Source organism: Mycolicibacterium aichiense (genome assembly GCF_010726245.1).
Classification (GTDB): Bacteria; Actinomycetota; Actinomycetes; order Mycobacteriales; family Mycobacteriaceae; genus Mycobacterium; species Mycobacterium aichiense.
Genome location: NZ_AP022561.1, coordinates 5351445 through 5370742, shown reverse-complemented (window position 1 = coordinate 5370742; position 19298 = coordinate 5351445). Strand labels below are relative to the sequence as shown.

Genomic DNA, 19298 nt, shown 5'->3' with positions numbered 1-19298 from the left:
AGCCCCAATGGTGAACGAGATGGCGTCACGCGGCTGGCAGGGCACCATTCTGAAATTGTTCGGCGCCGCGGATTACGAACTGACGGTGACAGGCCGGGAGCAGCTCAGCGAGCACTACCTGCGACTGAACTTCGATGCGGGCGGCCTGCTGGCCGAACGGGATGTGCATACGACGATGTGGATCCGGATGTGGTTCCCGGACGGCACGAAACTGCACCAGCGGGGGTATACCCTGGCCAACCCCGACGTGGCCGGCGACCGCTTCGACGTCGAGTTCGCGTTGCACGACGGCATCGCCTCCCGGTGGGCGTGTGCGGCTCAGACCGGCGACACGATCGGCGCCACCATGCTCGGCAGCAGCTTCACGTTGCCGGATCCGGCACCGGCCGGCTACGTGATCGTCGGTGACACAGCATCATTGCCGGCGATCAACTCGCTGCTGGAGTCCATCGGTGATGCTCCCGCGCGGGTGTTCCTCGCGGCCGGCCACGACGACGACAAAGAGTTACCGGTGGTTCGCGACGCCGGGGTCGAATGGATCGACCGCACCGAATCAGGCGCGGGACTCGTCGACGCCGTGAGCGGGGCCGCCTACGACGCGGAGGACCACTTCGGTTGGGTCGCATGCGACAATCGGACAACCCGCGCTGTCGCGAAGGTCCTCCGCGAGCAGTACCGCATCCCGCGCAATTCGATCAAGGCGCAGGCATACTGGGCGCAAGGGGCGTGACCGGCCGGCGGCTACCCACCCACATGGCGCCCGCGACCGCTGCGATCAGCACGGCCCCCACGCCGAAGGTGCCCAGGTCGAACGACACCGCCGCAGGGCTGCCCGCTTGGGCGCGCGCCGACCCGCGCAGGAACGGAACCACGGTCAGTACGCAGATCGCCACCAGGGCTTCGGCGAGGACGACCGCGGGAAAGTGTTGGGCGGCAAGGTGAAAAAGGCCGTGAGGTTCGCCGCTGGACTGCAGGGCACGGATGCGCGGCAGCAGCACCCGTACGTTGTATGTGCCGGCACACAGCAGCAGGACCACCAGGACGAGCTTGACCGCGAGCGCGCGCCCGTAAGCGGTGGTGAGCAATTGGTCCAGCGTTCCGACGTGGCTCCACGCCAGCCAAGAGCCGCTGACCACCAGCGCACCGACCGCAACCATCGCGATCAGACTGAACCGCTCCCAGATCCGCGCCCAGTCCGCCGCCACGCCCTCGTCGTCTCGAGTCGTATTGCGCCGTAGAGCAATTCCTGTCGCGGACAGGACCACCAGTCCACCCACCCAGGTGATCGCACCGAGAACGTGCACCGCCGTCAGCGCGTTCGACACCACCCGAGTCAGATTGACGAATTGCAGCGGGATTTCGGGGATCACCGCCGCGACCGCCGCAACCGCGGCGACGCCGAGCGGCAGCGTCCGCGACTGATTCCATCGCAGCGCCACCAACCCGCAGGCGGCCAGCATCAGCGCGAGCAGCTGGGCGAGTGTCATCACGCTGAGGTGCGCGGTGGCACGGAACTGCAGCGCGACACCGAGCAGTACGACAACCGCGGCCGGAACGGCGAGTATGCGAACCTGCTGCGCGACGCGACCGCCCCGCGACTCGGGGATCGCCAAAGCGCCTGCGGTCAGCCCGATTCCGACCGGAATCGACAAGCTCAGGTAGTAAACCACCTGGGTTGCGACGTCGATGGCGGCCGGAGCCGGTGGGGTGGGGCCAGACACGTGAGACGTCCAATCTTCAGAGCAGCTATCGACATACACGATAGAGTTCGCGGCTTTGTTCACCCTGTGTGCGGACTGTGCGTGGCTTCTGGCGCTCAGGGTCGGCCCTGGCGCCCCGAATATCCCTCCCAGGGACTGTAATCCGCGATGAGCTCTTCCTGCTCCGGTCGCTGGGCCTCGGGAACGTGTTCGAGGTTGACCCGGATGCGGTACCAGATCGAGCTCGGCCCGCGCATTCCGTCCACCAGGATGTCGGTGGGCTGCAGGACCGTGGCCGCCTCGGGGTGGCGGGCCCGCCAGACATCCAGCGCAGCCATCGCCTCGTCCCGGGTTTTGGTGCGGGCAACCTCGATCAGCGGTTTGTTGCCTTTCGGCGGCTTCTCGGCTGGGCCGAGTTCCTCGGCCAGCACGAGCAATCGGTCCAGCGAGCCGACGGCGTCGTCCATCGACTCCCAGGGATCGCCGCGTTCGGCGAAACAGGCCGGGACGGTCAGGATCGTGAAGTCCTCGGCCCGGCAGCCGGGCACCTCGTCCCACGTCAACGGCGTCGATACCCGTGCGTCCGGGGTGGCCCGCACCGAATAGGCCGAGGCGACGGTGCGGTCCTTGGCGTTCTGATTGAAATCGACGAAGACTCGCTGGCCGCGGTCTTCCTTCCACCACTGGCTGGTCGCCAGGTCGGGCGCTCGGCGTTGCACCTCGCGGGCGACGGTCTCCGCGGCCAGCCGCACCTGCTTGAACGGCCAGTGCGGTGCGATCCGGGCGTAGATGTGGAATCCCCGCGAGCCCGACGTCTTGGGCCAGGCCGTCAGCCCGTGGTCCTCGAGCACTTCTCGAGCCAGCTGGGCCACATCCAGGATCTGCGGCCACTCGATACCCGGCATCGGATCGAGGTCGATGCGCAGCTCGTCGGGATGGTCAAGGTCACCCGAGCGGACCGGGTGCGGATTGAGATCGACGCAGCCGAGGTTGATCGCCCATACCAGCCCGGCGGCTTCGTGGAGTACCGCTTCCTTGGCCGATGTGCCCCGGGCGTAGCGCAGCTCGGCCACCTCGATCCAGTCCGGGCGCTTCTCCGGGGCACGCTTCTGGAAGATCGCTTCCTCGGTGATGCCTTTGACGAACCGCTTGAGGATCATCGGTCGGTCGACGACACCGCGCAGCGCACCGTCGGCCACGGCGAGGTAGTAGCTGACGAGGTCGGCCTTGGTGACCGCAGCCCGTTCGCCGGCCGCCGGGAAGACCACCTTGTCGGGATGACTGATGGTGACCTGGCGGCCCCCGATCTTCATGGAGTCGGCCATGAGGCCATGGTAATTAGCGTGCTCGTTCCGTCTTGGCTGCGACGTGCGTCACCTAGGGTTGCAGCCATGCCCAGTCTTTTCGATCTCCCCGCGCAGGCACTGGCCAAGGCTCAGCGATTGGCCGACCGAGGGTCCGCTGAGCTGCACTACCTGGCGAAAATGATCGAGTCGGGCGCCTTCCGCCTCGAGCCGCCCCAGAATCTCATCGGGATGGTGGCCGACATCCGCCGGTGGGGTGAGATCGGGATGGTTCCGGCTCTCAACGCCCGCCGCACACCCACCAAGGCGGCGATCATCGACGACGAAGGTTCGATGACCTTCAAAGAACTCGACGACGCCGCCAACGCTGTCGCCAACGCGTTGCTGGCCAAGGGTGTCACCGGTGGCGACGGGGTGGCCATCCTGGCCCGGAACCACCGCTGGTTCGTGATCGCGAACTACGGGGCCGCTCGCGTCGGCGCCAGGACGATCATGCTCAACACCGAGTTCTCCGGACCGCAGATCAGAGACGTGTCCGAGCGTGAGGGCGCCAAGCTGATCATCTACGACGATGAGTACGCCGAGGCCGTCAAGCTCGCCGAGCCGCCCTTGGGCAAGCTGCGCGCACTGGGGACCAACCCTGATACCGACAGTCCGTCTGGCAGCACCGACGAAACCCTGGCCGAGGTCATCAAGCGCAGCAGCACCGCACCCGCGCCGAAGGCCACCAAGCGGTCGTCGATCATCATCCTCACCAGCGGCACCACCGGAACCCCGAAGGGAGCGACCAGGAACACCCCGCCGACGCTGGCGCCGATCGGCGGCATTCTGTCCGCCGTGCCGTTCCGCGCCGGCGAGGTCACCTCGCTGCCGTCGCCGATGTTTCATGCCCTGGGATATCTGCATGCCACCATCGCCCTGACGTTGGGCTCGACGCTGGTGCTGCATCGAAAGTTCAAGCCGGACATCGTCTTGCAGGACGTAGCGAAGCACGGAGTGACCGCGATCGTGGTGGTCCCGGTGATGCTCGCGCGGATGCTCGATGCGCTGGAGAAGATGGAGACCAAGCCGGACCTGTCGTCGCTGCGGATCGTGTTCGTCTCCGGCTCTCAGCTCGGCGCGGAACTGGCCACCCGGGCGCTGAAGGACATCGGTCCGGTCATCTACAACATGTACGGCTCAACGGAAGTCGCGTTCGCGACGATCGCGGGGCCCAAGGATCTGCAGATGAATCCGGCAACCGTCGGACCCGTCGTCACCGGTGTCACCGTGAAGATCCTCGACGACAACGGCAACGAGCTACCGCAGGGCGAGGTCGGGCGGATTTTCGTCGGCAACAGCTTCCCGTTCGAGGGCTACACCGGCGGCGGTCACAAGCAGATCATCGATGGGCTGATGTCATCCGGTGACGTCGGCTATTTCGACCACAACGGCCTGCTGTTCGTCAGCGGCCGCGACGACGAGATGATCGTCTCCGGCGGGGAGAATGTGTTCCCCGCCGAGGTCGAAGACCTCATCAGCGGCCACCCCGACATCGTCGAGGCGACCGCACTCGGCGTCGACGACCCCGACTGGGGTGCCCGGCTTCGCGCATTCGTCGTGCTGCGCGAGGAAGCCGAACTCACCGAGGACGCGATCAAGAACTATGTGCGCGAACACCTTGCGCGCTACAAGGTTCCGCGCGAGGTGGTGTTCCTCTCCGAGTTGCCGCGCAACCCCACCGGCAAGATCCTCAAGCGGGAGTTGCGCGACATCGAGGTGCAGTAGCTGCGCCTCCGAGACAAAAACAGCCACGTGTTTCGCTAGTAAGACATAGCCTTCACACTGTTGCAGGTTAGCTGTGATCTGTGCTACACCAAAGGTCCTGAGTGACACACCGCACAGCGGAGGCAACATGCACCACGCGGCCCGGCCCGTCCGAGGTGTCGACGGCGGCTCGCCGCCGCGAACGAGCTACGCCAGGTACGTCGGCCGGGTAGGTGCACTGGCCCTGTTCCTCGGTGTCGGTGCGGCGATTGCCATGCCGACTGCGGAGGCCGACACCGGCGGCTCGGCGCACTCGTCGGGTGCGGGCTCGTCGTCACACGCTGCGAGTGCGAAGAAATCCGGCGGCGCTGCCGCGAGTCAGCGTGCCCGGGCGGGTTCGGCGCGTGTCACGACCACGTCTGCCGCGGCCACGGTGACCGGCCTGCCCCGGGCAGTCGCGTCCTCGCGCCGGGTCCGGGCCACTGATCCGGCCGCTCCGGTCGCATCGCCCATCGATCTGGACGCGGTGGCCTACACCCGTCGCCGCTCCGCGGCACTGCAGCAGGGCGCGGCGGGAACAACCACGGTCGAGTTGACCAACCAGGTCAGTCCGCTGGGCACCCAGCAGCAGGTCTCCCGTGAGCAGTTCGCTATGCAGGCGGTCCGCACGTTGCCGGTGAAGCTGATGAAATTCGTTCTGCGCCAGGGCTTCCTCGCCGCAGCCAACAAGCAGTTCGCTCTGGTTGGCGGGCCCGACGCGGCGAATCTGGCCGCGCTGGACAACGCGGTCAACGAGTATGCGCTCGCCTCGGCATTCTCCGAACAGATTCTCAACCCGATGAATCCTGCGGTGGTCACCCAGGTAGCGCCTCCGCACGGCTGGTACGGGGTGGATGTCGGTGGCTCGCGCCTGCTCTACGACAACCCCGACACCATCTACCGGTTCATCGCGGTCAACAAGACGTCGGAGTACGTGATCACCGGGCGCTTCTATGACGCGATTCCCGCCGACACCACATTCAGCGTGCTGGAGGGCAGCTCGGGAAAGACGTCGACCATTCTGAGTCTCAAAGACATCGATGTCAGCGACGACGGTTCGTTCGTGATCACGGTCAGCGGTGCTGCCGCGACACCGGGGGAGAAGAACCATCTCCAGCTGACCTCGAGCTCCACACTGGTCGCGGTGCGAAACACGTTGGGCGACTGGAACGCCGAAGAGCCGATGGATCTGGCGGTGCATAAGGTCAGTGGGCCACCGAACAGTTTATTCGCTCAGCTCGGTGGGTTTCTGTTCTTCGGCTCGGTGGTCAACAACAATCCGACGCTGGCCAAGTTGGTCTCCGTGATACCGCCGTTGCCGATCGCCGACACACCCATCGTGCATGGAACGCTGACCGCGTTGCTGATGATCATTCGCGGCGCGAACCAGGAAGCCAAGTACATGGCGCTGGCCACTACCGATCCTGCGACCGGAATGCCACGCCAGCCCAACACCATGACGGAGCCGGCAAGTAACGCCGAGTTCCTGGCCAATCAGTTGCAGAGCAACGGCTACTTCCAGCTTGCCGACGACGAGGCGTTGGTCCTGACGATCGATCCCGGCAACGCCAAATTCGTCAGCATTCCGGTATACAACGACTGGACGATCACCGGCGACTACTGGAACGAGCCGACAAGTCTCAACTCCGATCAGGCTGTGAAAAACGACGACGGAACCTACACGGTGGTGATCTCACCGACCGATCCGCTTGTGGCCAACTGGATCTCGACCGGAGGGCTGAATCAGGGCATCATTTCGATGCGATTCCAGAATCTGGATACCGAGGATCCGGCTGCGCCCAGCGTCCAGTCGCAGGTGGTCAAGCTCAGCGAGCTCACCCACGACACCAACGGCACCGCCGTGATCACGCAGACCGAGCGTGATGAGCAGCTTGTTCTGCGCAAGTCCGGCTTCGACAAGCGTTGGGCGCCCTACCCGCAGGCCTGACCGCCGAGTCCTACGGATCGCGGGGCAGCCCCAACAGGCGCTCGGCGATGATGTTGAGCTGAACCTCGGAGGTGCCGCCGTAGATCGTCGTCGACCGGCTGCCCAGTAGATACTCCGCCCATTTGCCTTGCAGCTCTGCGGAATCGCCGATGGCGCCGTCGACGCCGAACGAGGACACCGCGAACTCGGCGTAGCCCTGCCCGGTGCGCATCGACAGCAGCTTCGAGATTGCGGCCGACGGCATCGCATCGCCACCGGCCAGGGTCAGCAGCGTCGAGCGCAGGTTCAACAGCTTGGCCGCATGCCCCTCAGCGATCAGTTCGCCGGCCCGGTGATGACCGACCTGGTCGAAATGTCCCTTGCTCACGAAGTCCACGAACCCGTCGAGGTTGGCCAGGAATCCCGGCTCGCTGCTTCCGATCGAAACCCGTTCAGCCGTCAGGGTGTTACGGCTGACCTCCCACCCACGGTCCACCTCGCCGAGCACCAGCTCGTCGGGAACGAACACATCGTCGATGAACACCGTGTTGAACATGGCGTGACCGGTGAGCTCACGCAGCGGCTTGACCTCGACCCCCTCGGCTTTCATGTCGAGCAGGAAGTAGGTGATGCCATTATGTTTCGGCGCGCTCGGGTTTGTCCGCGCCAACAGCGCGCCCCACTGCGCGTACTGGGCGCCGGTGGTCCAGATCTTCTGCCCGGTAATTCGCCAGCCGCCGTCGACCTTGGTGGCCTTGGTGGTCAGGCTGGCCAGATCGGAGCCCGCGCCCGGCTCGGAAAACAGCTGGCACCAAATCATCTCACCGCGGAATGTCGGCGGCAGGAAGCGTTGCTTCTGCTCCTCGTTGCCGAATGCCACGATGGAGGGGATCAGCCAGGCTGCGATACCCATCTGCGGTCGCTTGACCTGCCCTGCGGTGAACTCCTGGGCGATGATGATCTGCTCGATCGGCTTGGCGGCCCGGCCCCACGGCTTCGGTAGGTGCGGCTGCACCCAGCCGGCCTCGGCGATCGCGGTCTTGCGTTCCTCGCGCGGAATCGATTTGAGGGCAGCCACTTCCGCGCGGATCTCGTCGCGCAGCTTCTCGGTCTCGGGGTCGAGGTCGATGTTGATGGCCCGCATGCCGGTGCTGGTCGCGGTGTCGAAGACCTTCTGTTGGTATTCGCTGGGGCGCCCGAACGCGGCGACCAGACCGAGCGTGCGGCGGTAGTAGACGTTGGTGTCGTGCTCCCAGGTGAAGCCGATGCCGCCATGCACCTGGATGCAGTCCTGGGTGGTGTGCTGGGCGGCTGCCGGCGCCAGACTGGCAGCCACGGCCGCGGCGAACTCGTACGCCGTTTGGCCGTTGTCCCAGTCCTTTTCGGCCGCTTCGTCCAGTGCACGCGCGGCATCCCAGACCGCCGCGGTGGCCCGCTCGGTGGTGGCGATCATCTCGGCACACTTGTGCTTGATGGCCTGGAACTGGCCGATCGGGCGGCCGAATTGCTCGCGGATTTTCGCATACGCCGCAGCCGTGTCGGTGGCCCAGCGGGCGATACCGACCGCCTCGGCGGACAGCAGAGTGGTGAGGATCGCTCGGCCGGCGGCCTGGGAGATGTTGGACAGCACGCGGTCGGCGCTGACTTCGACGGCGTTGGCCCGCACATGCGCCACCGGACGCAACAAGTCCACCGAGTTGACCGGCTCGATCTCGAGTTGGTCGGCGTCGAGGATCACCCATTCCACGCCGCTTTCGATCGCAACCGGCAGCACCAGAACGGCGGCCTGCGCGGCGGCGGGCACCGAGCGGGCCTCGCCGCGGATCACCAGCGAGCCGTCCTGGCGGGTCGCGGTCAGACCCGACTCCAGCGCGCAGGTGGCGATCAGCTCGCCGGAGGCCAACTTGCTCAGCAACGCGGTCTCGGGATCATGGGCGGAGATGAGCGCACTGGCTGTCGCCGAGGTGACGAACGGCCCGGGCACCGCGCCGTAGCCGAACTCGGCGATCACGATCGCCAGCTCCAGCAGGCCGAAGCCCTGCCCGTCGACCGACTCGGCCAGGTGCAGGCCGTGCAGGCCCTGCTCGGCCGCGGCCTTCCAGTACGGCGGCGGGTTGGGGATCGGCGTCTCCAGCGCGTCGTGTAGTACCTCCGACGGCGCGACCCGTGCGACGAGGGATTTCACCGAATCGGCGAGATCGTTGTGGTCCTGGGTGATCGCGATGGGCATGTCGGGTGCCTTCCCTATTAACCGGTGGGTTGGGAGCCAGGGTACCTAACGGCTCACAGCTCACGGAGGCGTGTTCACCTACCCCGGCTATGCCATCGAGTGTGCGTGCAGATCGCGGCCCGGGGGCAAAATTCAATCCCGACGCACACTCGACGCCGCTATTGCTGGGTATCCCGGTCAGGGGTTGCGCGCAGCACCACCACGACGACCGCGGAGATCAGCATGACGATGCCCACCGCCCACATGCCGGCCTTGTCGCTGCCGGTGAACTGGTTCAGCGCACCGGTCGCGTACGGGGCTGCGAATCCGCCGAGATTGCCGATCGAGTTGATCAGCCCGATCCCGCCCGCGGCGGCGGCGCCGGTGAGGAACTGCGCCGGAAGCGCCCAGAAGCTGGGGATCGCACTGAACACTCCCATCGCGGTGATGCACACCGGGATCATCACCAGCAGCGGGGAGTCGAGATATAGCGCGATCGGAATAGCCAAGCCGCCCAACCCCATTGGGATCGCAACGTGCCAGACGTGTTCGTTCTGGCGGTCAGCGTGGCGTGACCAGAGGTACATCGCGATCGCGGCAAGGGTGTAGGGCACCGCGGTGATCAGGCCGACCTGCACGATCGACAGGTGCACATCGAAGGTCTTCTTGAAGTCGGAGATGATCGAGGGCAGGAAGAACGCCAGCGCGTACAAACCGTAGGCGACGCCGAAGTACACCAGGGCCAACAACCAGATCCGCGGGCTGGTCAGCGCCCGGCGCAGTGGGAAGTCGAAACTGGCTGCGACGTCGCGTTCCTCCTCGGCCAGCACGTCGGTCAGCCATTGCCGTTCGTCGGGCTGCAGCCAGTGCGCCTCGGCGGGCCGGTCGGTCAGGTAGAACCAGCAGATCACGCCGAGGATGATCGCGGGCAACCCGACGCCAATCATCATGAATTGCCAGCCGGCCAGCCCGAACGTGCCTTCACCGGCCTGGATCATCCACGCTGCCAACGGAGTTCCGACGGCTGCGGCGATCGGGCTGGCCATCATGAACAAGGCCACGATCCGCGCCCGGTAGGCGGCGGGGAACCAGCGGGTCAGATAGAAGATCACCCCGGGGAAGAGCCCCGCCTCGGCGACGCCGAGCAGGAATCGCAACGCCAGCAGGGTTGGCGCGTTGGGCGCGAATCCGATTGCGACGGCGACGATTCCCCATGACACCGCGATGCGCGCCAGCCAACGGCGGGCGCCGAAGCGTTCGAGAGCGAGATTGGACGGCACCTCGACCAGGACGTATCCGATGAAGAAGATGCCCGACGCCAGGCCGAACATGCTCGCCGTGAGCTGGAGGTGTTCGCTGATGTCGGCTTTGGCGATGCCGAGGTTGGTGCGGTCGAGGTAGTTGACGAAGTACAGCGCCATGAGGAACGGCAGAGCGCGCACGGCCACCTTGCGCATGGTGCGCGCTTCCAGCGACTGCTCACCGGTCGATACGACGGACATCCGGCCTCCCGTTGACGACGTTGACCAGGTCGCGGCCGTCGTACAGACGGCGGCAGTTGTCGACGGCCTGGATCAGGTAGCGCCGCATGGTGTCGACGGTGCACCAGGTGACATGGGGCGTCACCACGACGTTGTCGAGCTGGAGCAGGGGGCTGCCCGGATCGGCGGGCTCGTCGGCGAACACATCGAGTCCGGCGGCGGCCAGCCGGCCATCGCGGAGGGCGCCGATCAACGCCGACTCGTCGACGACACCGCCACGAGATGTGTTGACCAACACCGCATGCGGCTTCATCGCGTCCAGCGCTGCCCGGTTGATCAGCTTGTCGGTCGCGGCGGTCAGCGGCAAGTGCAGACTGATCACGTCGCTGGCGGCGAGCAGATCGGGCAGTGGACGCCAGGTCGCGGTCTTGTCGTCGGCGGTGCTGGTGTGCAGGACGGTGCCGCCCATCGCGAGCACGATCCGCTCGACGCGTTTGGCGATATTGCCGTAGCCGACCAGGCCGACGGTGCAACTGCCGATGTCGCGCACGGTCTCGACCAAGCTGGGGTCCGTCGGCCAGCCCAGGCCCTGCCGGGTGAGGCGGTCCAGCGCGGGAAGTCGGCGCAGCGCGGCGAGCATGAGCAGCACCGCGCCCTCGGCGACCGAGGGCGCGTTGGCACCCGGCATGTTCGCCACCGCGATCCCCAGCTCGTCGGCTGTCTGGACATCGATGGTGTTCACCCCCGCGCCCAACTTGTGTACCAGCCGCAGCAGCGGTGCACGGCGCAGATCCTCACCGGACAGCGGACGCAGGACGTGCCAGATCACCTCGGCATCGGGCAACTCGCGGTGCAGCGCCTCGTCGTCGTTTTCGTGGCACCAGCGAATGTCCAGCCAATCCGACTCTGGCGCAACAATATCCAGCACCTTCTCGCCGGGGAGAAAGTGCGCCAGAACTCTTAGCGCCACCGCTTTGCGATCCACTTCGCGATCGTGTCCGCCTGCTCGCCGCGCGCGCCGGGCGTGGTGAAGTAGTGGTCGGTGTCGATGGCACACAGAGTCTTGTCGGTACTGGCCAACGCGTCGAAGATGCGCTGAGCATCCGATGGGAACACCCCGGTGTCCTGTTCGGCGTTGATCACCAATGCCGGAACCGTGACCCGGCCCAGATGCGGTTCGGCGCGGGTCTGGGCGGTGGTGAGGCTCCACATGCCCAGCCAGCTGCGCAGCGTGCAGGCTGCGGCGATGCCGTGTGCGGAGCGGTTGGCCTTCACCGGGACGCCGGCGTAGCAGAGGTTGGGCTGCCGTTTGGTGGGTTCGATGGCCGGGTCGACCATGCGCGGGTCGGCCCAGGTCCGCATCACGGTGAACGGCCGATCCGAGAAGCCGGCGGCTTGCACCCGTTTGAGCTCGGTCTCTGCCCAGTCGGTGATGGCGTGGTTACGGGCTACCTGAGCCGACCGGTAGCGAGTAAGGAACTCGTCGGAGAACGGAGGCCCGTTGCGCTCGTTGAACAGGTCGAGGTCGGGATCGGTGGCCACCGCATCGTTTTCGTCGATGACGGCGCCGTCCATCCATGCGGTCAGGACGTCGGGACGCCCGGGGTGGGCGGCACTGGCGATGTAACCGTCGGCAGGCGGCAGTTCGGTCAGCCCCGCGGCGGGCCGCATACCGTCCAACGGGGTGACGTTGGGATCGACGGCCTGGGACTGATACGCCGCCATCAACGAGCCGCCCCCGGAATTACCCAGGAGCACAACCGTTTCCACGCCCTGGATTTCCCTCAGCCAGCGCACTCCGACGCCGATGTCGACCAGGGCGTGGTCGAGCATGAAGCTGCTTTCGAATCCGCGGAAGCGGGTGTTCCAGCCGAGGAACCCCACGCCGCGGGTGGCCAGATAATCGGCGAGGTAGTGCTCGGAGAAGTCGATCTGGTAGTGGGTGGCGATGACGGCGACCTTCGGCTTGCGGCCCACTCCGCGGTGGTAAAGCCCCTGGCAGGGATGGCCGCCTGCGCCGGCACGGCGCGCGGTTGGCGACGTCATCCCGATGAATTCGCGCACGACTCCGGGGGTGGGCATCTCCGGCGGCCTCCTTCGGGTGTGGATCGCTGAGGAGACGATATTCGTCAGCGTCGATGTACATGCCTGAATCCGGTGTTAGGTTCGGTTGGGAGAGTCGACCAGGATCTGTGGGGGCACGCCGTGATAAAGCCGCACAACACCAACCCAGAGTTCGAACTCGGTGGAATCAACCACATCGCGTTGGTGTGCTCCGACATGGAGCGCACAGTCGATTTCTACTCGAACGTTCTGGGTATGCCGCTGGTCAAGTCGCTGAATCTGCCGGACGGACTGGGGCAGCACTTCTTTTTCGACGCAGGTAACGGCGATTGCGTGGCGTTCTTCTGGTTCGCCGAGGCGCCGGACGGTACGGCGGGCAGCACCACGCCGGCAGCGCTACCGGGCCTGGGTTCGATCGTCAGCGCAGTGGGCTCGATGAATCACTTGGCGTTCCATGTGCCGGAAGAGAAGTTCGACGAGTACCGCCAGCGGCTCAAGGACAAAGGTGTGCGGGTCGGGCCGGTGCTCAACCACGACGACAGTCCGCAGGGGGCCACTCGCGAACTCCACCCCGGGGTCTACGTACGGTCCTTCTACTTCAGCGATCCGGACGGCATCGTGCTCGAATTCGCCTGCTGGACGCGGGAATTCACCGATCACGAAGCCGCAACTGCACCCAAGACGGCAGCCGACCGCAAGCTGCCGATCTCTGCAGGCTAGTCGCGGAACAGCCGCGGATCGCCGAGTTCGTCGATGATCGCGGTGAGCTGATCAGCGAGTTCGGCGGGTGTCAGTGTGATCGCCCCGCCCAGCCAGGCACTGATGGTCTGACCGACGCCGCCGACGACGAAGTGCGCGAATGCCTTGATCCGGTCGTTGGCGGGGCGGTGTAACAACGCCTCGACATGCTGGCCCGACAGCATCGCGAACAGCGCGCCGGACTCCTGCCGTTTCCGGACCACCGTGGTGTTGGACAGCTGCGAGCTGAACATCAGCCGACCGACCCGTGGATCGAGTTCGATGGTCCGCACGATATTGGCCATCGCTGCCCGGTTCTGCGCATCGACCGGGGCGGTTGCCACCGCGGCCTGCGTGGTGGCGGCCAGCTCGGCGACCACCCAGTCGAAGACCGCCGCGACGAACTCGTCCTTGTCGGCGAAGCTCTCGTAGAAGTAGCGGGTGGCGACGCCGGCCTCTCGGCAGATGCCTCGAACCGTGAGCTCAGCAGGGTCGACGTCGCTGCCCAGCAGCTCCAGCCCGGCCTCCAGTAGGCGGGCCCGTCTCCGGGCCAGCCGGTCGGCGGCATCCACGCCTCCATATGGCCGCGCCTGCGTCATTAGCCCATCTTGACATTGTTCCGGCCAGGGCGGCAATATTGGGAAACATTCGTTGTCAGATTCTCATTCGATAGGTGGCCCAGCGTGGCGATCCGCGAACCCGTCTTCAGCCACGTCGATCGGGCGGTGAGTGCGCCGCCGATGCCGTCGGCCCGCCGCCGGAAATGGGGGCCGGGTTTCGACGACGGGCTGATGGGTGTTGCGCTGCTTGCCGGCCCGGCGAACGTCATCATGGAGCTGGCCCTGCCGGGTGTCGGCTACGGAGTGATGGAGAGCCGGGTCGAGAGTGGGCGAGCCGACCGGCACCCGATCAAACGGGCCAGGACGACCTTCACGTATTTGGCGGTGGCCACCCGCGGCACCGACGAACAGAAGAAGGCGTACCGGCGTGCGGTCAACAAGTCGCACGCGCAGGTCTACTCGACGCCAGACAGCCCGGTGGAGTACAACGCGTTCGACAAGAACCTGCAGCTCTGGGTGGCCGCGTGCCTCTACAAGGGCGGAGTCGATGTGGCCCGGGTGTTCATCGGTGAGATGGACGACGAGACCGCCGACCGGCACTACCGGGAGAGTGCGGCATTGGCCACCACGTTGCAGGTACCCGCCGAGATGTGGCCGGCCGACCGGGTCGCGTTCGACGAGTACTGGCAGCAATCCCTGGACAAGCTGCACATCGACGACACCATCCGCGAATATCTGTACCCCTTCGCGGTGTCGCGGATCCGGGGCGTGCGGCTGCCGAAGCGGGTGCAGGAACCGCTCGAACAATTCAATCTGTTGATCACCACGGGCTTCCTACCCCAGCGCTTCCGCGACGAGATGCGCCTCGACTGGAATCCGGACAAGCAGCGCAAGTTCGACCGGTTGATGGCGCGCATCCGGTTCGTCAACAACCTGACTCCGCGGATCATCCGCGAGTTCCCGTTCAATCTGCTTCTGCGCGATGTGGATTGGCGGATCCGCACCGGCCGACCGCTGGTCTGACCCGGTCGGACCCGGTTCGGGTATCGCTTCTGGGCCTGACCGGCAATACTGGCTGGCGTCGCCAGCGTCAGTAACGTCAAAGGAGATCAGGTGCCGGAAACCAAGATCACGGTCATCTACGACAACCCCACCGATCCGGATGCCTTCGAGGCCGCGTACGAGGCCGAACAACTCGAAGCGGCCCGCAAGATCCCGGGCCACATCCGGTTCGAGACCTCGAAGGTGTGGCCCAAGGAGGACGGCTCGCCGACTCCGGCCTACCGGATGATCGACCTGTACTACCCGGACTACGACGCGGCCAGCGCAGCGGTGGCCACCGCGGAGGCCGGCGCGTTCTTCGAGGCCATGGCGCGGCTGTCGACCGGGGGTGTTCGAGTCCTCTTCTCGGACATTGAGATTCCCTCGCACTGATCCCTGCCACCCGCGCATTGCCAGATTCCGCGAGTACCCTCGCGGAAGTGCGAAGTGACAACGACACCTGGGACATCACCACCAGCGTCGGGTCGACGGCGTTGTTCGTCGCCGCCGCCCGCGCACTCGAGGCCCAGAAACCCGACCCATTGGCGGTCGACCCGTTCGCCGAGGTGTTCTGTCGCGCCGTGGGCGGTCCATGGGCTGCAGTCCTCGACGGCGAGGCGCCCGACCATCCGCTGAAGACCCCGGAGTTCGGTCAACACTTCGTCACCTTCCAGGCCGCGCGCACCCGGTATTTCGACGCGTACTTCCGCGCGGCGGCACAGGCGGGCGTGCGTCAGATCGTCCTGCTCGCCGCGGGCCTCGATTCCCGCGCCTACCGGCTGGACTGGTCGCCAGGTACGACCGTCTACGAACTCGACCAGCCGCAGGTGCTGGAGTTCAAGCGCGAGACCTTGGCCGCGCACGGCGCCACCGCGAAAGCCGAGCGCAAGGAGATCGCGATCGATTTGCGGGACGACTGGGCGCAAGCCTTGCGCGACAGCGGTTTCCGGTCCCACGAGCCGTCGGCATGGATCGCCGAGGGTCTGCTCATCTACCTGCCCGCCAGTGCCCAGGAGCAGCTGTTCACCGGGATCGACACACTGGCGGCACCGGGCAGCCACGCGGCTGTCGAGGAGGGGCGACCGATGGATCGCGATGCCTTCCGCGAGAAAGTCGACGAAGCGAAGGCAAGCGACGACGAGCGGGGCCAGTGGTGGCAGCTGGTGTACAACGAGCAGCATGCACCAGCTGCGCAGTGGTTCGCCGAGCGCGGGTGGACGGCGCAGGACACCACGTTGATCGACTACCTGGAGACCGTAGGCCGCTCGGTCGAGTCTGCGGACGCCGATGCGGCCAACATGCTGTCCAGCATCACGCTGGTGAGCGCGATCAAAGGCTAGACGCTAATCCCACATCACCGGCCGGAGGAACCGGTTGATGCGCCGCAGATACTCGGGCTGGCTGACATGCAGGATGTGGTTGCCCGGGAACCAGTGCAGCGCACAGCGATCCCAGTGCTCCCACAGCGCCTCGGCCTGCTCAGGCGGCGCCAGCCGATCACCGAGACCGGTGATGATCAGTCGCCGATCCCGCGGCACCAACGGCTCGTAGTTCAACGCGCAGTGGTAGGCCGAGGCGGCCGCGGACTCGGCACGTCCGATGGTGCCGAACTTGCGGCCCATCTCGATCAGCTTATTGGCCGGCCACCACTCGTCGAACGTCGACTCCGGCGTGACCACCGGGACGTTGGGTATCACCGCCTCCAGCCGGTCATCAGCCGAGGCCACCAGCGCTGAGGTGTAGCCGCCCAACGACATTCCGGTGAGCGCGATGCGGTCGACTCCAGTGTCGCGTAACCAGTTCACGACCGACCGGAAGTCGTGGACCGCCTGGCCCATGGTCTCGGCGAATCCGGCCATGCCTTGGGAGAAGAAGCCGTATCCGCTGAAGGGCGAGCCTTTTTCGGCGCGGCGGCCGTGGAACGGCAGCGTGTAGAGCAGCACGTCGTATCCGGTCCTGTAGAACCACGGCAGCGAGAAGAACAGCCCATTGAACAGATAGGGCGAACCCATGAAACCGTGGATCACGCACAATGTCGGCCGTGGTCCGTCGTCGTGGCGCCAATGCTGAGCCCACACAACGTTGTTGCGCTCCAGTCGCGTCCATTGCTTACGCATGTCCGGATTGACGGGTACGAAACTGCTCTCGAAACGCAGATTCTCCACGTTGCCGTGTGCGATGTACTGCGCGACGGGGTTGGCCGGGCGGGTCGTCACGGCGGGCACGTCGGTTGGTGCGGGAAAGGATGCCACCGGGTCGCGGCGCGCGGCGAGTTCGGCGTAGAACTCCAGATTGCTGCGCTCGCGGTGCAGGTCCGACCGGCGCACGATGCTCTTGGCGACGGTCGGCAGCATGGACGCCCCGACCAGCGACGCGATCGCCGTGCGCAGGCCGATGTCGGCCACCGCGGAGGCGTCTACGGTGAGACGCTGAAGGGCGGTCAGATCGGACCGGTCGGGCAATCCCTCGTATCCGGCGTCGGCACCCGGCACATCGGGTACCGGCACCGGAATGGGCAGGTCGACGTTCGACGTCATTGTCGCGGCCTTTCGAGGTCGGCATCTGTCCTCGGATGCTAACTGGGCACGCGGTTCACAACAGGCGATACACCGTCGCGCCGCCGACCTTCTCCGGTCGGTAATGGTGTTGTACCCAGTCGGCGATCTGCCCGCCGACCCGGTCGTGGCTGCGCATCCGGCCGCTGTCGACGTAGTAGCTGATCTTCTGGGCGTGTACGTCGTCGATGAATTGGTCCAGCGTGGGCACCGGGTCGTTGCTCCAGCCGCCGATTGCCATCACCGCGGTACCGGACGCGATTTCCAGTGCGGCCGCCGCCTGCGATCCGGAGGTGGCCGCCGACCACGGGGTGCGGGTGGCGGCCAGCGTCTCGGCCAGCTTCGGATCGACTCTGTCCGAGCTGGCGCCCATGATCATCGTCTTGCCGAAACGGTTGCCGACGGTCGGCCACACGTCGGCGGTGTGGGCGGCGTTGGGTATCGACCCGTTGTGTGGGGTGGCGGCGGTTGCCACCGAGAACATCGCTGTGCCGGTGAGGCCCGCCACGAGCGACACCGCCAGCGCGACGGGGGTCAGCCGCGGCCATCGGGTCAGCGCCGCGGCCAGCAGAATTATGGCCGCAATGGCCGCACCCTCGATGAGCGAGCGGGTCCAGGTCGGACCCAGTTGTGCCCGGTTCAGCAGAACGACGGCCCACCAGGCGGCGGCCACCACCATCGCGATCGCCGCGGATCTGCTCCACACCGCGACCAAGCCGATCAGGGCACCGGCCGCCGGCGCCAAGGCGATGGTGTAGTACGGGTGCACCATGCCGGTCATGTAGCTGAATACGACTGTGCACACGGCCAACCACCCGGTCCACATGGTGAAGCTGGCCGCTTCGACGCGGCTTAGCTTGCGGCGCAACGCAAGACACGCGCCCGCCACGACGGCGACGACCACGGCGGGCAGCAGCCAGGACGCCTCGTAGCCCATCTCCGCGGAAAGGAGCCGCAGCACCCCGGCGTGGGTGCTCCAGCCGCCGGGGTGCCCGTGGGCCACTGCGTTGCCGCCTCCGACTATGCGGTCAACGCCGTTGTACCCCAGTGCGAGATTGAGCACCGTGTTGTCTGTCGAACTACCGATGTACGGACGTGCCGCAGCCGGCCACAGCTGCACCACCGCGACCCACCAACCACCGGAAATCACCAGTGCGGCAGTGGCACTCAGGAGGTGCAGCAGTCGTCGCCACCAATTCGTCGGTGCGAACAAGAGATAGACGAGACCAAAGGCGGGTAGCACCATCAGCCCGGCCAGCATCTTGGTGAGAAATGCCAGCCCCAGCGCGACCCCGACGAGCATCAGCCATCGCCACGACGCGCCGGGGATGGCGCGAATCAGAAAGTAGGCGCCCGCGACCATCAACAGAACCATGAGTGCGTCGGGGTTGTTGTAGCGAAACATCAAGGTGGCAGCCGGGGTGAGCGCCAGGACGGCGCCGGCGATCAAGCCCGCGACCGCACCGCGCGCAGGGTCGGTCACGACGCGGCGCACCGTAGCGTAGAGCAGCGCGACGGCGCCGACTCCCATCAATGCTTGCGGCACCAGGACCGCCCAGCTGTTCATCCCGAACAACCGCACCGACAACCCCGTTATCCACAACGCGGCAGGCGGTTTGTCGACGGTGATGAAGTTGTTGGGATCCAGTGAGCCGAAGAACCACGCATCCCAGCTTTTGGCGCCGGACTGGGCGGCCGCCGCATAGAAGGCGTTGCCGTAGCCGTTGATCGGCAGATTCCAGAGGTATAGCGCCGCGGTGGCGACCAGCAGTACGGTCACAGCGAGGGCAGGCCACCGGGGCGCGGCGCGCACCGGGACGTCAGCGATGGCCGCACCGAGTACTTCGGTGTGGTCGGCGGTGGCGGTCACCGCACCACCGTGCCTGAAAGTGCTGGCTGACGCGCGTTCGCAGAGCTGGGAAGTCGCTGTGTAT

General features: G+C 66.1%; 16 protein-coding genes. 7 read left to right on the top strand and 9 right to left on the bottom strand.

Annotation, left to right across the window (positions count from 1 at the left end; all coding sequences use genetic code 11):
- Nucleotides 1-7: 7 nt before the first annotated feature.
- Nucleotides 8-730 (top strand): siderophore-interacting protein, encoded by a 723-nt coding sequence (locus G6N32_RS25905; protein ID WP_115318281.1) that lies wholly within the window; start codon nucleotides 8-10, stop codon nucleotides 728-730.
- On the opposite strand, the gene G6N32_RS25900 is transcribed toward G6N32_RS25905, so the two are convergent.
- On the bottom strand, nucleotides 696-1721 hold the full coding sequence (locus G6N32_RS25900) for a CopD family protein (RefSeq protein ID WP_115318282.1): 1026 nt from the start codon (nucleotides 1719-1721) through the stop codon (nucleotides 696-698). The genes G6N32_RS25905 and G6N32_RS25900 overlap by 35 nt on opposite strands.
- Nucleotides 1722-1816: 95 nt before the next feature.
- The gene (locus tag G6N32_RS25895; RefSeq protein WP_115318283.1) at nucleotides 1817-3025 is read right to left on the bottom strand and encodes a DNA polymerase domain-containing protein; all 1209 of its coding nucleotides are present in this window, start codon (nucleotides 3023-3025) and stop codon (nucleotides 1817-1819) included.
- Nucleotides 3026-3091: 66 nt separating this feature from the next.
- Between G6N32_RS25895 and fadD2 the strand changes: the two genes are divergently transcribed.
- Nucleotides 3092-4771: a long-chain-fatty-acid--CoA ligase FadD2 gene (gene fadD2 / locus G6N32_RS25890; protein ID WP_115318284.1), complete on the top strand. Its 1680-nt coding sequence runs from the start codon at nucleotides 3092-3094 to the stop codon at nucleotides 4769-4771.
- A 127-nt stretch (nucleotides 4772-4898) separates the two neighbouring features.
- Nucleotides 4899-6737 carry a DUF1214 domain-containing protein gene (locus tag G6N32_RS25885; RefSeq protein WP_115318285.1) on the top strand — a complete coding sequence of 613 codons (1839 nt, stop codon included), beginning with the start codon at nucleotides 4899-4901 and terminating at the stop codon, nucleotides 6735-6737.
- Between the two features lie 10 nt (nucleotides 6738-6747).
- Here G6N32_RS25885 and G6N32_RS25880 read toward each other — a convergent pair whose 3' ends face one another.
- The 4 genes from G6N32_RS25880 to G6N32_RS25865 form a co-directional block, all read right to left on the bottom strand.
- A complete protein-coding gene (locus tag G6N32_RS25880) occupies nucleotides 6748-8946 on the bottom strand; it encodes an acyl-CoA dehydrogenase family protein (protein WP_115318286.1) in 2199 nt (732 codons plus the stop codon).
- Between the two features lie 158 nt (nucleotides 8947-9104).
- The gene (locus tag G6N32_RS25875; RefSeq protein WP_115318287.1) at nucleotides 9105-10427 is read right to left on the bottom strand and encodes an MFS transporter; all 1323 of its coding nucleotides are present in this window, start codon (nucleotides 10425-10427) and stop codon (nucleotides 9105-9107) included.
- Complete coding sequence (locus G6N32_RS25870; protein ID WP_232077345.1) at nucleotides 10405-11391, bottom strand: 2-hydroxyacid dehydrogenase; 987 nt, start codon at nucleotides 11389-11391, stop codon at nucleotides 10405-10407. The genes G6N32_RS25875 and G6N32_RS25870 overlap by 23 nt, the downstream gene beginning before the upstream one ends.
- Nucleotides 11367-12488, bottom strand: a complete 1122-nt coding sequence (locus G6N32_RS25865) for an alpha/beta hydrolase (protein ID WP_115318289.1) — start codon at nucleotides 12486-12488, stop codon at nucleotides 11367-11369. The genes G6N32_RS25870 and G6N32_RS25865 overlap by 25 nt, the downstream gene beginning before the upstream one ends.
- 123 nt (nucleotides 12489-12611) lie before the next feature.
- Here G6N32_RS25865 and G6N32_RS25860 point away from each other — a divergent pair, with 123 nt between their 5' ends.
- Nucleotides 12612-13190: a VOC family protein gene (locus tag G6N32_RS25860; RefSeq protein ID WP_115318290.1), complete on the top strand. Its 579-nt coding sequence runs from the start codon at nucleotides 12612-12614 to the stop codon at nucleotides 13188-13190.
- On the opposite strand, the gene G6N32_RS25855 is transcribed toward G6N32_RS25860, so the two are convergent.
- Nucleotides 13187-13807, bottom strand: coding sequence for a TetR/AcrR family transcriptional regulator (locus G6N32_RS25855; protein ID WP_115318291.1), 621 nt, complete (start codon nucleotides 13805-13807; stop codon nucleotides 13187-13189). The two genes, G6N32_RS25860 and G6N32_RS25855, sit on opposite strands and share 4 nt — an antisense overlap.
- 84 nt (nucleotides 13808-13891) lie before the next feature.
- Between G6N32_RS25855 and G6N32_RS25850 the strand changes: the two genes are divergently transcribed.
- From G6N32_RS25850 to G6N32_RS25840, 3 genes are all read left to right on the top strand, one after another.
- Nucleotides 13892-14791, top strand: coding sequence for an oxygenase MpaB family protein (locus tag G6N32_RS25850; protein ID WP_410432412.1), 900 nt, complete (start codon nucleotides 13892-13894; stop codon nucleotides 14789-14791).
- 90 nt (nucleotides 14792-14881) lie between these two features.
- Nucleotides 14882-15202 carry an EthD family reductase gene (locus tag G6N32_RS25845; protein WP_115318292.1) on the top strand — a complete coding sequence of 107 codons (321 nt, stop codon included), beginning with the start codon at nucleotides 14882-14884 and terminating at the stop codon, nucleotides 15200-15202.
- A 47-nt stretch (nucleotides 15203-15249) separates the two neighbouring features.
- The gene (locus G6N32_RS25840; protein WP_115318293.1) at nucleotides 15250-16149 is read left to right on the top strand and encodes a class I SAM-dependent methyltransferase; all 900 of its coding nucleotides are present in this window, start codon (nucleotides 15250-15252) and stop codon (nucleotides 16147-16149) included.
- 3 nt (nucleotides 16150-16152) lie between these two features.
- Here G6N32_RS25840 and G6N32_RS25835 read toward each other — a convergent pair whose 3' ends face one another.
- Together G6N32_RS25835 and G6N32_RS25830 are read right to left on the bottom strand one after the other, a co-directional pair.
- Entirely contained in the window at nucleotides 16153-17346 is a 1194-nt protein-coding gene (locus tag G6N32_RS25835) for an alpha/beta hydrolase family protein (protein WP_115318294.1), read from the bottom strand.
- Between the two features lie 55 nt (nucleotides 17347-17401).
- Nucleotides 17402-19234 (bottom strand): ArnT family glycosyltransferase, encoded by a 1833-nt coding sequence (locus G6N32_RS25830; RefSeq protein ID WP_232077343.1) that lies wholly within the window; start codon nucleotides 19232-19234, stop codon nucleotides 17402-17404.
- Nucleotides 19235-19298: the final 64 nt, after the last annotated feature.

Coding starts and splice junctions, on each gene's coding strand:
- G6N32_RS25905 (WP_115318281.1), top strand. CDS start 8: ATGGTGAACGAGATGGCGTCACGCGGCTGGCAGGGCACCATTCTGAAA.
- G6N32_RS25895 (WP_115318283.1), bottom strand. CDS start 3,025: ATGGCCGACTCCATGAAGATCGGGGGCCGCCAGGTCACCATCAGTCAT.
- fadD2 (WP_115318284.1), top strand. CDS start 3,092: ATGCCCAGTCTTTTCGATCTCCCCGCGCAGGCACTGGCCAAGGCTCAG.
- G6N32_RS25885 (WP_115318285.1), top strand. CDS start 4,899: ATGCACCACGCGGCCCGGCCCGTCCGAGGTGTCGACGGCGGCTCGCCG.
- G6N32_RS25880 (WP_115318286.1), bottom strand. CDS start 8,946: ATGCCCATCGCGATCACCCAGGACCACAACGATCTCGCCGATTCGGTG.
- G6N32_RS25875 (WP_115318287.1), bottom strand. CDS start 10,427: ATGTCCGTCGTATCGACCGGTGAGCAGTCGCTGGAAGCGCGCACCATG.
- G6N32_RS25865 (WP_115318289.1), bottom strand. CDS start 12,488: ATGCCCACCCCCGGAGTCGTGCGCGAATTCATCGGGATGACGTCGCCA.
- G6N32_RS25855 (WP_115318291.1), bottom strand. CDS start 13,807: ATGACGCAGGCGCGGCCATATGGAGGCGTGGATGCCGCCGACCGGCTG.
- G6N32_RS25835 (WP_115318294.1), bottom strand. CDS start 17,346: ATGACGTCGAACGTCGACCTGCCCATTCCGGTGCCGGTACCCGATGTG.